This is a genomic window from Agarivorans sp. D1326 (assembly GCF_056958115.1).
In genome coordinates this window covers 59,350-75,154 of record NZ_JBTWEN010000005.1, presented here as the reverse complement: position 1 = coordinate 75,154, position 15,805 = coordinate 59,350, and the positions used below count along the sequence as shown (strand labels likewise).

12 protein-coding genes are annotated in these 15,805 nt (G+C 45.5%); 5 read left to right on the top strand and 7 right to left on the bottom strand.

From position 1 onward, the window contains the following. Positions 1-2: 2 nt before the first annotated feature. The 3 genes from ftsE (at position 3) to ACYFDN_RS11190 (ending at position 3,643) form a co-directional block, all read left to right on the top strand. Positions 3-680, top strand: coding sequence for a cell division ATP-binding protein FtsE (gene ftsE / locus ACYFDN_RS11200; RefSeq protein WP_016402274.1), 678 nt, complete (start codon positions 3-5; stop codon positions 678-680). Continuing rightward, the gene (ftsX, locus tag ACYFDN_RS11195) at positions 680-1,639 is read left to right on the top strand and encodes a permease-like cell division protein FtsX (protein WP_472589326.1); all 960 of its coding nucleotides are present in this window, start codon (positions 680-682) and stop codon (positions 1,637-1,639) included. The genes ftsE and ftsX overlap by 1 nt, the downstream gene beginning before the upstream one ends. A gap of 786 nt (positions 1,640-2,425) precedes the next feature. Further along, complete coding sequence (locus ACYFDN_RS11190) at positions 2,426-3,643, top strand: hypothetical protein (RefSeq protein ID WP_483511154.1); 1,218 nt, start codon at positions 2,426-2,428, stop codon at positions 3,641-3,643. Between the two features lie 261 nt (positions 3,644-3,904). Here ACYFDN_RS11190 and ACYFDN_RS11185 read toward each other — a convergent pair whose 3' ends face one another. The 6 genes from ACYFDN_RS11185 to cobA all read right to left on the bottom strand — a co-directional run bounded on the left by ACYFDN_RS11185 (position 3,905) and on the right by cobA (position 12,529). Next, positions 3,905-5,254: an MATE family efflux transporter gene (locus tag ACYFDN_RS11185; protein WP_483511152.1), complete on the bottom strand. Its 1,350-nt coding sequence runs from the start codon at positions 5,252-5,254 to the stop codon at positions 3,905-3,907. Positions 5,255-5,344: 90 nt separating this feature from the next. Next, positions 5,345-7,147: a bifunctional protein-serine/threonine kinase/phosphatase gene (locus ACYFDN_RS11180; protein ID WP_483511150.1), complete on the bottom strand. Its 1,803-nt coding sequence runs from the start codon at positions 7,145-7,147 to the stop codon at positions 5,345-5,347. A gap of 65 nt (positions 7,148-7,212) precedes the next feature. Continuing rightward, complete coding sequence (locus ACYFDN_RS11175) at positions 7,213-8,679, bottom strand: NarK family nitrate/nitrite MFS transporter (RefSeq protein WP_040307297.1); 1,467 nt, start codon at positions 8,677-8,679, stop codon at positions 7,213-7,215. 85 nt (positions 8,680-8,764) lie between these two features. Next, positions 8,765-9,109, bottom strand: coding sequence for a nitrite reductase small subunit NirD (nirD, locus tag ACYFDN_RS11170; protein WP_016402267.1), 345 nt, complete (start codon positions 9,107-9,109; stop codon positions 8,765-8,767). Between the two features lie 11 nt (positions 9,110-9,120). Further along, positions 9,121-11,670: a nitrite reductase large subunit NirB gene (nirB, locus tag ACYFDN_RS11165; RefSeq protein ID WP_016402266.1), complete on the bottom strand. Its 2,550-nt coding sequence runs from the start codon at positions 11,668-11,670 to the stop codon at positions 9,121-9,123. Positions 11,671-11,680: 10 nt separating this feature from the next. Then, positions 11,681-12,529 carry a uroporphyrinogen-III C-methyltransferase gene (gene cobA / locus ACYFDN_RS11160; protein ID WP_338622363.1) on the bottom strand — a complete coding sequence of 283 codons (849 nt, stop codon included), beginning with the start codon at positions 12,527-12,529 and terminating at the stop codon, positions 11,681-11,683. A 345-nt stretch (positions 12,530-12,874) separates the two neighbouring features. On the opposite strand from cobA, the gene rpoH reads away from it, so the two are divergent. Beyond that, entirely contained in the window at positions 12,875-13,723 is an 849-nt protein-coding gene (gene rpoH / locus ACYFDN_RS11155; protein WP_221077420.1) for an RNA polymerase sigma factor RpoH, read from the top strand. A gap of 98 nt (positions 13,724-13,821) precedes the next feature. Next, a complete protein-coding gene (locus ACYFDN_RS11150; protein ID WP_016402263.1) occupies positions 13,822-14,304 on the top strand; it encodes a DUF4357 domain-containing protein in 483 nt (160 codons plus the stop codon). Positions 14,305-14,560: 256 nt separating this feature from the next. Here the strand turns inward: ACYFDN_RS11150 and ald are convergent, their stop codons facing one another. Continuing rightward, positions 14,561-15,676, bottom strand: a complete 1,116-nt coding sequence (gene ald / locus ACYFDN_RS11145; protein ID WP_483511147.1) for an alanine dehydrogenase — start codon at positions 15,674-15,676, stop codon at positions 14,561-14,563. Between the last annotated feature and the right edge of the window lie 129 nt (positions 15,677-15,805).

The following is a 15,805-nucleotide window of genomic DNA, read 5'->3' as shown; positions in this document are numbered from 1 at the left end:
GAATGATCCGGTTTGAGCAAGTAAGTAAAATTTATCCAGGTAGTCAGCGAGCCTTACAAAAAGTCTCGTTTCAACTAGAACAGGGAAAAATGGCCTTTTTAACCGGCCACTCTGGCGCAGGAAAAAGTACCTTGCTCAAGCTTATCACCGCCATGGAGCGCCCCAGCGACGGAAAAGTGTGGGTAAATGGCGACGATATTAGTCGCATTACTCATCGAAAGATCCCTTATCTTCGCCGTCAAATGGGGGTGATTTTTCAAGATCACAAGCTGCTAATGGACCGCACAGTATTCGACAATGTTGCTCTGCCTTTAGTGATTGAAGGCTATAGCATGGGCAATATTAAACGCCGCGTGGCCGCTGCCCTCGATAAAGTGGGGCTGCTAGATAAAGCCAATTGCACCCCGGTTATTCTCTCTGGTGGTGAGCAGCAGCGAGTAGGCATTGCGCGCGCAGTAGTCAACAAACCTGCTATTTTGATCGCCGATGAGCCCACTGGTAACTTAGACCCAGCATTGTCCTTAGAGATTTTCCGCTTATTCGAAGAGTTCAACCGCGTGGGTGTTGCGGTGCTTATCGCAAGTCACGATTTAAGCCTAATCGCTAAAATGCACTACCAGCGACTTATTCTCCAAAATGGTCAGTTGCTTAATGCCTCTCAAGCAGAGGAGGTACAGTAATGGCTGGTGCTAAACCGCAGGTGAAAGTCGCGTTTCCGGTACGCTTTATGATGTTTTGGGTACGCCATCTACAGCAATGCATTGCCAGCTTAGGCGAGCTTTGGCGCACTCCTGCTAGCTCAATGCTTACTTTAGCGGTAATCGGCGTTTGTTTGGCTTTGCCAGCAAGCTTTTATTTGGCCACCAAAAATGTTCAACAGCTTACTGCCTACTGGAAAAGTGACGCTCAAATCAGTTTATTTCTAAAACAAAATGTTACCGAGCAACAGCGTGATTTATTGCAAAAAAATATATCCAGCATGCAGCAAGTGGCTGCGGTAGAGCTGGTTACCAAGCAACAGGGCTTGGCCGAGTTTCAAGCCAACAGCGGCTTTGAAGACGTACTCGCTTTACTACCAGAAAACCCCTTGCCCGATGTATTACTGGTGCTGCCAAGTGCCGATTACAGTTCAGCTAGCGCTGCAAAAACCTTACTCGACAGTTTGCAAGAGCATAGCTTGGTTGAAGAAGGCCGTTTAGATGTTGAATGGCTTCAACGTTTAGACACCATTGTAAGCATGCTGCAGCAAGCCGCTTGGCTGCTGATTATACTGTTGCTCACCGCGGTGGCCTTAATTGTAAGTAATACTCTGCGATTAAACATTCTCAATCGTCGTAACGAAATCGAAGTTATGAAATTGGTCGGCGCTACCGACGCCTTTATTCAACGGCCGTTTTTATATACCGGATTTTGGTTTGGCATTGTAGGCGGCCTAATGGCTTGGGTATTGTGTAATATTTTGCTTATCTGGACTGAATACGCCTTGCAGCAGATAGGCCTGTTGTACCAACAAGACATTTACCTCTCGGGTCTAAGTATTCAAGAGTTTGGCTGGTTAATCTTATTCGCAACTTTGCTGGGTTTAGGTGCTTCGTGGTTCTCGGTAAATCGCCATATTAAGCAAATAGAGCCGAGTTAGTGCTGTGTGCAGGCAAGCAATAAACTTGTCTGTTCTTTTCAAGCGGTTTTAATGACTAAAAGACAGCTAACATAATGCTGTTACCTGTGGCTGCTGTATAACGTTTCGCCTCTCGGCGACGTCATTTTCTTTGAACAGCCAAAGAAAACGAAGCAAAAGAAAGGCTGCCCCGCATTATCTTTTTTCCTCGTTACTCAGCGCTAAGCGCGCCTGTGCAACTCGCTACGCTCAAACAATGCTCGGCTTAATCGCTTAGGCGATAATGAAGGGGAGGGTAAGGAAAGCTAATATATATCTGTCCACAATGAGTCTGCAAATTGTAGCTGACTCACTTTTGCCCCTAAATGAGTTGTGGTTCTTATTATAGTTTTTTATTTTCAACCCGAAACAATATACGAAAATTCAAAAGTTATCTGTCAAAACCATTTTGGGTGACGAGGGTAATGCTAAGTCTAATGCTAAGTCTAATGCTAAGTCTAATGCCGCTAAATGTTCAAAACTCTCATTGACTATCAACGCTTATCTTTAGCCTGCAAAACAGTCGAACAGGTAGTTTGTCACTCAGTGGATTTAACTAGTGCTACTTAACACTGCACAGTTTGTTAACTATTTGTTACTGGACTAACCTAAAAGCTATGATTGTCAGTCTTCATAGAGCTTCTTGATAAGGAGCCTTACTACAAACACCGTAATAGTTTGCTACTACTCAATGGAGAATCACTGATGGCTACTTTGACGAATCGAGTCTCAATACATCTTCCCACCGAACCGCGATAGAGCCGCACCATGAGTAAACTTGCTGAAACTTGCTATAGGGTTATGACTGCGATTAAGGAAAAGGGGGTAGAGATTACGGTAGCAGCTTTTGTTGGCTCGGTAGCTCTGTATTCTGGACACTATTATGACTTTTTAATAGCTAAATACCACGCACCATCCGAAGAGGATGTTCTAGACGCTGTGTCTAAAGTGCATGGTAAACTTTATGTTAGTGTGGCGTTTAAGACTTATGGGATAGATGATACCGTCGTCCTCGTATACGATCTTTACAACTCCCACGGAGATGTTGCAACAAAGTATAGCTATTATAATAATGAACTAATGGAAGATCCCAACTTTACTTGCTTGGGCAACTTAGAACCAAATCACTTTAACAAGAATATTTCTATCGGCATTGTAGAAAGTGACGAAGAAACACTGAAATCAAGAAAGTTATTTTACCACTTGTACGAGCATAGCTCTCAGACCGAACTTTATGGGGATATGACGGTGTTTGATGAAGAGTGCAATATCATTCTTGAAGTTTCCGGTTCCACTAGTAACACACAGCCAAGAAGCAAAGTTGATTTTTATGGCAAAGAATCGACTAATGTTTATTTAGTCTCTTGGGCTAGAGAGTGGATGAAGAACGAAGGGTACTTGTCAGCAACAAAGTTAGATTCCATTGCTTCCTTTCTTCATGTGAATGCGAACAGCTACAACAACATCGCCTCACCTGTTCCGTTCGAAGAAGCAAAAAAATTAGTATTTTGCGATTATGGCGACATCTCTTTTGGCGCCTATAACATGAATACATCATACGCAAGTTCATATCAATCTTATGTCTTCATTGTTACACACAACAAGAAACACAATACCAGTTACATAACTCAGGCAGTCAAACTTGAGAATGACAAACTCACAGACGGCTATTTTTTAATCTCTGCCAGTTCCGCATTAACTGTAATTTATAACAAGCCAATCCATTCACCTTCACTGCTGGCTGATGAAGTCATCCTTATTGATACTGATCTCCGCTCTGACGAGCCACTGTCTGATGAACCGTCACATAATGTCTTAGTTGATAACTGGACATACAATCGACGAGACCATCCAGAAATGAGTACTTATAGCGAACATCTGGCGGATTTAAAAAGCATGGTAACAAATGACGAATTTAGTAAATTGTGCAATTTTAGAGAAATGGAGGAAGCTGGCTTAAGTTATGATGCGTTTCAAAATCCTTGATTTCTAAGTATTAAAATGGTCTTCAAAGATAGGCGCCCAAATAAAGGCAAAAAGGCAGGAATGTACGAAGAAATAATTGAGCTGAGGATTTCGGTTTATCTATACGTAAAACAGCTGAACATCTAGGAGCGTCGCTTCCACTCTGCAACGAGTGAAGTCTAAACTGGAATTAGTCTGGACTTTAATGAGGCTAAAAGTCGGCTAGTGAAGAAGTGGCGATTCACTAAGCCATTTGTGTCCAAAAGTTAGTTACGACTCTTACTAGTCCGGTGCTAACTTACGCTTCCATTTGTCGCTCTTCCAGCGGCGCCAGTTTATTTGGCTACGTAGGAACTCGTCTACCATGCCTGCTAGTAACACCGCATATAAACCATAACCTAGGTAAACCCCGGTAAAGTAGGCCAGTGGTACTGAGAATAGCCAAGTAACCGCAATGGCGTTGCCGGTAACAAATACCGCGTCACCACAACCGCGCAATACATTGCCGCTGATTATATTAATTGCCCTTAGTGGTTCGTTAAGGCTGTGAATTAAACATACCACCACGCCTAGGGCGAGTACTTCTGGGTTACTGGTAAATAAACCCAGTAAGTTTTGGTGAAAGATAAAGATAATGCTGGCAACAATAGCCACCGCTATTAATCCCCAGCGCATGCCTTGGCGCATTTGTTGGTGACAACGATCAAAGTGGCCAGCTCCTGCAAGTTGGGTCACTAACATGGTATTAGCAATGCCTATGGCGACTAGCATCATGGTGCAATAAACGTAGATGTTTAGTGCGTAGATACGCACGGTGAGCGAGGTTTCGCCAAACTGGACAATCATTAAGTTCATGACCATCACAAAGCTTTGGTAAGAGAAAGGCTCGAGCGCTGAAGGGACGGCAATTTTTAGAATAGGTTTAAGGCTAAGAGCTGGCTGTTTAATCGCCTCGGCTAAGGGCAGCTTCACTTTTATTAGCAGCAATACCACTAACAAGCTAAAGCTAAGGCTTAGCAACCAAGCAATTAGGCTGGCTAAGGCTACCCCGGTCACGCCCATTGGTGTTGCGCCAAACCAGCCCAATACCAACACGCCATTGCCAATAATATTGGTGACCAGCATGAGCGCCGCCGAAATGGTGTTCCAATGAGATTGACCATAGCTATTACAGATGTTGGCTAGGGTCATACGTAAACCCATAAAGCCCACACTTGCTCCAGCGAGCACCAAGTATTCGGCGGCTAATAAGCTCATATCTGGGGGAAGGCTCATCCATTGGCCAATGTTGCTGGCTTGGCTTACAAAGAATAGCCCGCAGAGTAGCCCTGCTAGTACACCGAGTATTATCAAGCCGGCTAGAATCAAATTAGCCCGTTGATAGTTTTGTTTGCCCATGTACTGCGACGCCAAACTTGCGCCAGCGATGCCTGTGGCCGAGAAAAACACAATGGCCATTGAGAACCAAGGCATCACTGCACCTACCGAAGCAGCGGCTTGATCAGAGACTTGGCTAAGGAATAGCGCGTCAAATACCGGTACCGACATATTCAGCATGAACTCGCCAAAAATAGGCAAGGCCATTCCAAACAGGCCTTTTTGTAGGGTTTTACTCTGGGTAGTAGACGACATGCTGACCACAAACTAGCAAGAAATTGCGCTTATACTAGGCACTTCCTAGTAACTAGGCCTTTATGTAAATCAACTTTATATTTATGAAAGTTAATTTAACTGGCTGGCCCACTGCCATATCACCACTAGCAGCAAAAATAAGGTGGTTGATTGCCAAAAACGCACCGGATTACGCTCGATCAAGGGTTTGGCTTGATAGCTGGCCTTAAGTTTGGGATTGGCATGTTGTAAGTCATGAATCAGTTCCGACAAGCTCTGATAACGCTGCTGCGGTTTAGGGTGGCAGCCTTGCTCTAAGGCGGCGTCTAACCAGTCAGGCATGTCATTGCGGAAATGCTGAATGTTTTGATAGTGCCAGTCGCTGTAATTTCGCTGAGCAATTTGCTCACGGCTGGCTTGTTTGTAGGGCAACTTGCCTGACAGCATTTCGTAGGCAATCACCGCAAACGAGAAAATGTCGCTACGATGGCGACCAGTTTCACCCACTAAATACTCTGGTGCGATGTATTGCACAGAGCCAACCGGTGTGGTGTTTTTTTCATCTTGCTCAAGTTGTTCGGCCGATTGCACTGTGCCAAAGTCGACCAATTTAAGTTGGTCGTCGGCGGTGATAATAATGTTCTCGGGTTTAAGATCGCGGTGCACCATTTCGTAACGACGTAAGGCCCGCAAGGCTTTAGCCAGTTTTTGCAGCATGCGCACAACTTGCTGAATGGGTGGGTGAGGGTGCTTATCCATCCATTGGCGAAGGGTAATACCTGGAACGTATTCGGCGATTAAGTAACGAAAGCGGCGAGTGCCAACAGGCTCGAAGGTGCGCATGATATAAGGGTTACTTACTACGCGGCCAACCCACTCTTCGCGGGCAAAGCCGGCAAAGTATTCTTGGTCGTCGGCCATACTGGCATCGGGCGCTTTAAGAATACGTACACGACCATTGCTATTGCCTTGTTCATCTAGCTCTTCGACTAAATACACATGGCTACGTGGGCTGGTATGCAGGATCTCACTAACGCGGTATTGGTCGATTTTATTGCCAACCGACATTACCGGTGGAATAGGCAAATGCAGTAGCTGTGCGCGGCTTTCATCCAGCTCTGCTTCGGGCACGTTATCAACGTTAACTAGCATGGCGCTAATATTATCGTCGCTACCTGCTAATTCCGCAGCATTAACAATGGCACTGGCTTGTTCTTCTAAGCTTGAAAACTTGGCTTGTAATAGCTTAACCAGTTGCTGTTCACTTAGTGCATCGTGTACCCCATCACTGGTTAACATGAAGATATCGCCACTCTCTACAGTACGAGTGGAATAATCTAACTCGAGGCTAGAATCCACACCCATAGCACGAGTGAGGTGGTTTTTTTGTTTACCGCGAATTTGCACATGGTCACGGGTTAGTTGGCGTAGTTTGCCCGCGCGAAAGCGATAGATGCGGCTGTCACCCACATGAAAAAGGTGGGCGACTCGCGATTTAATAATTAGTGTTGATAGGGTACAGGCGTAAGAGCCAGTTTGTTTACCCTGTTGGAATAACCAATTGTTCAGCGATTTGGCGACTTGAGCGGTAGATTTGTTTACCGACCAGCTTTCTGGGGTTGCGTAGTAGTCTTCAACAAATTGGGTAACCGAGATTTGAGCGGCCATTTTGGCATGTTCTGCACTGCTTAAACCGTCGGCCAGTACTGCTACAACACCTTTGTAGTATCGGGTCCATGGCTCGGGGATTTTAGCGACACATGCATCTTGGTTTTCTGGTTTAGGACCAGGAATGGAGGCGCCTCCAAAAGACGCCTCCAACTTGTTGCTAGCTTCAGAGGATGCTTTTTCGCTGTTACTAACTCGGTTACTGCTGGCTGGGGTGGCCGCTGCAGTTTGTTGTTCTTCTAACACTAAGATCGCTTCCTTGAGGTAAGCAGCGTGGCCAATTAAGGCGCACGCCGCTATACGGGTCTGGCTTAGCTAACGTTGATTAGCGTTACTTCGCCATCTGGGCCTACTTCAGCAATAGTGCCCTTCGGCTCTTCTAGAAGCAATAAGGCGATAAAACCTAACACCGCAGTGGCACCAATTACGTAGAAGAACGCTTGGTAGCTTACTAGGCTTAACACGGTTAAGTAGAATACTGCGCCTACGTTACCGTATGCACCTGTCATACCGGCAATTTGACCAGTTAAGCGACGCTTGATAAGCGGTACAGCGGCAAATACTGCGCCTTCACCAGCTTGTACAAAGAATGAACATGCCATGGCCATTGCTACTGCTAGGAATAGTGGCCAAGTTCCGTCAATTTGGCCCATGCCAAAGTAACCTAAGGCTAAACCAGCGGTTAATACTAATAGGGTTTTCTTACGGCCAAATCGATCCGAAATCCAACCGCCGCCAGGGCGAGAGGCTAAGTTCATAAAGGCATAAGCAGAGGCGAGTAAGCCCGCGTAAACCATATCTAGTTCGAATACTTCGCTAAAGAACAATGGCAACATAGATACTACCGCTAGCTCTGAACCAAAGGTTGCGAAGTACAATACGTTTAATACTGCTACTTGCTTAAATTTGTATTGTTCAATTTCTGGAACTGGCTTAACAAAGATGTTTTTGTTTACTTGGTAAGTTTTCCAAAAATCCAGAACGTATAAGGCTACTAGGCCTGCGTAACACGCGTATACCACTTCTTGGCTTAGCATTTTTACGCCAGCTGGAGACAGTTTCCATGCTAACAAAGCAAGGGTGGCATACATTGGAACCTTCATAATTAGCAGCAATACAAAGTCACCTTTGGTGGTTACTTCCATTGCGCCAACATTTTTTGGCTTAAAGTAGGTAGAGCCTTTAGGCGTATCGCTTACGTTTTTGTAGTAAATAACACTGAACACAAGGCTGATTAAACCGGTAAGGCCTACCGCATAACGCCAGCCGTCTTCACCGCCAAAAATAATCGCTAGCGTTGGAAGTGACATAGCTGCAGCTGCGCTACCAAAGTTACCCCAACCGCCGTAAATACCTTCTGCGGTGCCTAACTCTTTAGCAGGGAACCACTCCGATACCATACGAATACCCACTACAAAGCCGGCGCCAATAAAGCCCAATAAGAAACGAGCGATAGCGGCTTGCTCAAAGCTATTGGCAAAGGCAAACATGAAACAAGGAATAGAACATACTGCCAACAGGGTGGAGTAGGTAAGGCGTGGACCAAAGCGGTCGGTAAACATGCCAATAACAATACGCGCAGGAATGGTTAAGGCTACGTTTAGAATAAGTAGGGTTTTAATTTGGCTGGATGTTAAACCTAGGCTGGCAGCAATGCTGGCCATTAATGGTGCGTGGTTAAACCACACCAAAAAGGTAATAAAAAAAGCCATCCAGCTCATGTGTAGTATTTTCATTTTTCCGGTAAAGGAAAACAGGTTAAATTTTTCTGCACTCATCATAATGTCTCTAAAAAAGTTAAAGCGTTTCCTACCACGCCGCCGTAGCGGCGCGGTTTAGTATTATTTTTTTAAGTATTTTTTATTAAGCGGCGACTTTGATGCTGTCACCCTCTACCTTCACTTGGAAGGTAGGAATAGTGACGCTGTCGTCGTCTAGGCATTGGCCGGTTTTTAAACTAAAACGTTGCTTATAAAGTGGAGATGCCACCATTAATTCGCCTTTGAAGTCTCCAATAATGCCTCGAGACAACATGTTTACTTTGCCAAACGGGCAGTAGTTACTTATGGCGAATATTTGGTCACTAATTCCTTCCCAGAAAATGGCGACTTGTTTGCCTTTGACTAAGGCACAAACACCGGTTCCTGGGCTAAGCTGCGATTTGCGACAAACTTCGGTCCAAGTTTCTGTAGCTAATTCACTCATCATCACTCTCCTTGTTATGGTGCTTCTACAATTTCGATGGTTTGAATACGTTCTTCTTCGGTAGCTGGGCGACGTTGACCACGCTCACGAACATATTGCAGGTTGTTGTCTGGCTCGTCGGCGTTAATAAACTGGCTGAAGCGCTGCAGTTTCTTCTCGTCATTAATCGTAGACTTCCACTCACACTGGTAGCTTTCTACTACGTGATTCATGTTTGCTTCGAGTTCTTCACAAATGTTGAGTTTGTCGTCGATAACCACTTCTTTTAGGTAGTCTAGGCCGCCTTCAAGGTTTTCTAACCATACCGAAGTACGCTGTAAGCGGTCGGCAGTACGTACGTAGAACATCAATACGCGGTCGATGTAGCGCATTAGGGTTACGTCGTCTAAATCGGTAGCGAATAAGTCGGCGTGTCGAGGGCGCATACCACCATTACCACAAACATACAGACCCCAACCGCCCTCAGTTGCAATAACACCAATATCCTTGCTCTGTGCCTCAGCGCACTCACGAGTACACCCTGACACACCAAACTTAATTTTGTGCGGGGCGCGTAGGCCCTTGTAACGGTTTTCTAGCAGAATCGCCATGCCAACACTGTCTTGCACGCCGTAACGACACCAGGTTGAACCAACACAAGACTTAACGGTACGTAATGCTTTACCGTAGGCGTGGCCCGTTTCAAATCCAGCATCAATTAACTTGCCCCAAATCTTCGGCAGTTCGTGCAGTTGTGCGCCAAATAAATCAACCCGCTGGCCACCCGTAATTTTGGTGTATAGGTCGAACTCTTTGGCCACTTCACCAATGGCAATTAGCTTGTCTGGAGTGATTTCACCGCCAGCTACTCGAGGTACTACTGAGTAGGTGCCGTCTTTTTGCATGTTGCCTAAGAAGATGTCGTTGGTATCTTGTAGGGCAATATGGTCATCGGTAAGAACGTAGTCGTTCCAGAAGGTGGCTAAAATAGAACCCACTGCTGGTTTACAAATTTCACAGCCGTGTCCGGTTCCGTGTTCTTTAAGCAACTGCTCAAAGGTTTTGATTTTCTTAACGCGTACAATGTCGGCAAGCTCGGCACGTGAGTAAGCAAAGTGCTCACAAATGTCGTTGCTAACTTCAACGCCTAGGTTTTCTAGTTCTGCGTTCATCACTTGAACGGCTAATGCGCTACAGCCGCCACAACCGGTTGCTGCACCCGTAGTGGCTTTAATATCAGCCATGCTGGTTGCGCCGTCGCGTACTGCTTGGCAAATTTGCCCTTTGGTTACATCGAAACATGAACAAATTTGGGCGCTGTCTGGCAGTGAATCCACACCCATCGCCGAAGCTGCACCTTCTTCAGAGGAAGGTACCAGTAAGTATTCTGGTGCTACTGGTAATGGCATGTCGTTTAAGAACAACTGTAACCAGTTGCCGTAATCGTCGGCATCACCGACTAATACTGCGCCTAACAAACGGTCGCCAGCGGCGTTGGTAACAACTTTTTTGTACACTTGACGGGCTTCGTCGCTCAAGCTGTAACTTAAAGCGCCTTCGGTGTTAGCGTGTGCGTCACCAATACTGGCTACGTCTACACCCATCAACTTAAGCTTGGTGCTCATGTCGGCACCGGCAAATTCTTTAGCTTGCTCTCCGGCGATATGGTCGACGGCTACTTTAGCCATGCTGTAACCAGGGGCTACTAGGCCAAAAATTTTGCCTTCCCATAAGGCACATTCACCAATCGCGTAAATGTCTGGGTTAGACGTTTGACATTGATTGTTAATCACTATGCCGCCACGAGGACCAAGCTCTAGGCCGGTTTCGCGTGCTAACTGATCTTGTGGGCGAATACCTGCAGAAAACAAAATCATGTCGGTATCTAAACTGCTACCGTCTGCAAAGTTCATGCGGTAGCGAGTGTTTTCACCTGCCACAATTTCTTTGGTATTTTTCTCGGTATGAACTTGTACGCCAAGCTCTTCAATTTTGGTGCGAAGAATTGCACCGCCACCGTCACACACTTGCACTGCCATTAGGCGAGGTGCAAATTCTACTACGTGAGTTTCCATACCAAGGTCTTTAAGTGCTTTAGCGGCTTCTAAGCCAAGTAAACCACCACCTACAACTACACCTACTTTTGAGTTTTCGCCTGACTTAGTCATGGCTTCTAAATCTTCAATGGTGCGGTATACCAAGATATTTTCTTGTGCCGCTTGATCGTCTGGACGAGGAATTGGCGGGACAAATGGGTAAGAACCGGTCGCTAGCACCAGTTTGTCGTAGCTTTCGCGACGACCACTAGCGGTAACCACAATTTTTTCTTCAGGCAATACTTCAACAACTTTGTCGTTTACAAAGTATTGAACGCCATGTTCGTCATAGTATTCAGGAGAGGTCATCATCAAGTCGTCTGCGGATTTACCCGAGAAGTAACTTGATAATTGCACGCGGTCGTATGCTAAGCGCGACTCTTCACTAAAAGTGGTTACTTGAACTTGGCCTAACTTGTCTTGCTGTATCAATTGGTCAATGAAGTGGTGACCAACCATGCCGTTACCAACAACGATGATACGTTCCATGTACTCTCTCCTATGCGCTTAGAGCGGCGCTATTTTCTAATTCAAATTGGTTCTGGTTCGCGTCTAACTTACTTAGCCAGTTGAGTTGCTCGCGCAGTGATACCACTTCACCGATTACAATTAATGTAGGGGATTGCAATTGGTGTTCACTGGCGAGCGTAGGTAACTGGTCTAATTGGCCGGTAACAACGCGTTGATCGCTTTGGCAGCCTTTTTCTATTAATGCGGCAGGTGTCTTTGCACTCTTTCCAAAACGTTGTAGCTGTTGGCTGATTTCAGGCAAGCTGCTCAGCCCCATGTAAAACACTAAGGTGTGGTCGAGTTGCGCCAATTGGGCCCAATCGATATCTAATTTGCCATCTTGCTTGTGGCCAGTAATAAAGCTACAACCAGTGGCTAGGCCCCGGTGAGTAAGCGGAATACCCGCGTAGCTAGTACAGCCAGATGCAGCAGTAATACCAGGAATAACCCGAGCTGGAACGTCATGTTCATGTAAAACACTGAGTTCTTCACTGCCGCGACCAAATACAAATGGGTCTCCACCTTTAAGGCGACAAATGCGTAAACCTTGTTTAGCTTTGTCTACCATATAGAGGTTAAGTTGTTCTTGCGGGATGCAGTGATTGGCTTTGGCTTTACCTACGTAAATAGCTTTAGTGTTGCTAGGAATAAGCGCTAAGATTTCTTCGCTTACTAGGCGGTCATATAACACTAGGTCTGCTTGTTCTATGCTGCGTAGGGCCTTTAAGGTGAGCAGCTCTGGATCGCCAGGGCCAGCACCCACTAAGTCAACCATGCCTGTTTCAATAGGCTGCTTTTGACTTGTTTTAGGATGTTGGCTAATTCTTTGTATGCTCATATCACTGTCTCGCAATTACTTATGCCAGCTATGACGCAATCATGGTGCCAGTAGCAAAAAAAACACTAAAACTTGATTAAAATCATTTTTTATCAACGAGTTAGAGGTTTTTGAAATTTTTATTGAGCTACAACTGTCTATACTCCTTAAGGGATAACTTGCACCTATTTGGTAAAATCGCGCACCTAGAAAGTGCTTAAAAATGTGAACTATCTCTGATTTAGTGCGTCATATATCTGGAAACAAGTGAGACTGCGCAAAGCCGCGCAGCCTGCTATATAGGGGGTTAGATCTTGCTAATTGGCTATGGTAGACTCGTTGACCGAGTAATATTTAGAGGTTGAAATGGATCAAGTAAATGCATCTATGGCGCTAGTCCCGCAAGGGAGCATTGAAGCCTACATTCAATCAGTTAATCGCGCTGATATGCTCACGCCTGAGCGTGAGAAAGAGCTTGCTACTCGTTTATACGACGAGGGTGATTTAACAGCAGCTCGCGAATTAGTTATGTCGCACCTACGTTTTGTAGTGCATGTAGCTAAAAATTACGCAGGTTATGGCTTGCCGCAAGCCGATTTAATTCAAGAGGGCAACGTAGGCTTAATGAAAGCCGTAAAACGTTTTGACCCTAAAGTGGGTGTTCGTTTGGTATCTTTTGCTGTGCATTGGATTAAAGCGGAGATTCATGAATACGTATTACGTAATTGGCGTATGGTTAAAATTGCTACCACTAAAGCACAACGTAAGTTGTTCTTTAATCTTCGTAAATCTAAAAAGCGTTTAGGCTGGTTTAGTAATGACGAAGTAAACATGGTGGCTGAGAATCTTGGTGTAAGCACCAAAGACGTTTTGGAAATGGAATCTCGAATGAGTGCCCAAGACCAAGCCTTTGATTTAGCCGCCGATGATGATGAGCGTGAAGGCAGCTTTGCGCCGATTCAGTACTTGGAAGATAAGTCTTCTGATGTAGCCCAGTTTGTAGAGAAAGAAAACTGGGAAGTTGCTGCAGCTAATCGCTTACGAGCCGCTTTAAATACCCTAGACGAGCGAAATGCGCATATTGTGCAGCGCCGTTGGTTAGATGAAGACAAAGCCACTTTGCAAGAATTAGCAGATCATTACCAAGTTTCTGCAGAGCGGATTAGGCAGCTAGAAAAAAATGCCATGAAGAAGCTCAAAGCAGCCATGGAATAAAAACTTATTAAAAACCTCGCCTAGCGAGGTTTTTTTATATTCAAATCTGCCGCTTGCCTGTGTTAAATTTGCACAAACTTTCTAATACATGGTCTGACATGGACGGTCCATTCGAACTTTCTAAAGTTAATTTTGTTATTGACGGTGATGGCCGCAAAACCGCTGCAATTTTACCTATTGAACTGTATCAGCAGCTATTGTCTTTACGTGAGCTGGTGGTTGAGAGCAGCCAGCACACCATATCTGCTGAGTATTCGTTCAGCGTTAAGCAAGCGGTTGCGCATGGTTACCCTACTGGCGCTAAAAACAAACCCGGCTTTACTGTAGTGAAAGGTTCAACTGCCAATGGTGGTGGGGCGGAGTCGTTACGCCCGGCAGTGTTGGCACTACGTGAGCAGTTACTTGAAGATACCGTTCTTTGCCGTCAAGGCGATGGTTACGAGTTTATGCGTGACTATCAATTTTCTAGCCCCAGCTCAGCCGCTTGCTTAATTGCCGGTAATGCTCGCAGTGGTTTAGATGCTTGGCTAGATAAATGGGGACGTAGCCTTAAAGACCGCGGGTATGGCAAAAAGCGCTAAGGCTTAATAATTAATCTGAGCTCGGGACAATAAACCGGTTTCCAACGACTATTTTTACTTATTTCGGTGTTGAAGCCACTTGCAATAGGCTAGCTATTGACGCGCAGCTTCTCCTTGAACTAAGCAAAACTATCTCGCCAGAAACATGAAATTAGATTAAGTACTGGTTTGCGGAGTTATCGCCAGTTCCTTATCTCGAGTTCAGGTTAACTAGACAGATATAAAAAAGAGCGCCTAAGCGCTCTTTTTTTGTGACTTAGGCGAGTAGCTCTAAAGGCTCGACCGTTTCAATGCCTAGGGCTTCGCCTACCTCGGCGCAAGTTAACTTGCCATGCATTACGTTTAAGCCATTGCGTAGGTGTTCATCATCTAGCAGCGCTTGCTTATATCCCTTGTTCGCGAGGGTGATGATGTAAGGCAAAGTTGCATTATTAAGTGCCATGGTAGAGGTACGAGCCACGCCGCCTGGCATATTTGCAACGCAGTAGTGCACCACATCATCCACGATATAAATAGGATCTTGATGGGTGGTAGCCTTTGAGGTCTCGGCACAACCACCTTGATCGATGGCAACATCAACAATAGCGCTGCCAGCCTTCATGCGTTTAACCAAATCCTTAGTGATAAGCTTGGGCGCAGCGGCACCTGGTAACAATACACCACCAATCACCAAATCAGCCTCTAATACATGCTGCTCAATACTGCTGGTCGTTGAGTAAACCGTTTTAAGTTGGCCATGGTATTCAGCATCAACACTGCGAAGTACATCAATGCTGCGATCGAGTATGGTGACATCCGCACCCATTCCTACAGCCATTTGTGCAGCATTACGACCAACCATGCCGCCGCCAATTACGGTAACTTTGGCAGGTTCTACCCCTGGCACGCCACCTAGCAAGACCCCGCGACCACCTTTAGATTTTTCTAAGGCAAGTGCGCCTGCTTGGATCGCCATTCTGCCCGCAACCTCTGACATTGGTGCCAGCAAAGGAAGGCCACCACGTGGGCTAGTTACTGTTTCATAAGCCACACAAACTGCGCCAGATTTTATTAAATCATAAGTTTGTTCTGGGTCGGGAGCAAGATGCAAGTAAGTGAACAATAGCTGGTCTTCACGCAACATTGCACGTTCAACCGCTTGTGGTTCTTTTACTTTCACAATCATTTCGGCTGCGGCAAATACTTCCGCGGCAGTGTTTGAAATGTTCGCGCCGACCGCTTGGTAATCAGCATCACTGAAGCCAATACCTGCGCCGGCCTGAGTCTCAACAATGACTTGATGGCCATGTTGAATTAACTCATTCACACTGGCGGGTGTCATTCCCACACGATATTCGTGATTTTTTATTTCCTTAGGTACACCAATCAGCATAGCGATTAACTCCTTTTTAGATATATATGTTGGTCATATATGCCGCTCTAGTTATTAACATATAGTTAAATGCGCTGATAATGCAATTGTTTTTTGGTGTAACTGTCTGTGTTGTTTTTGGCTTTTCGG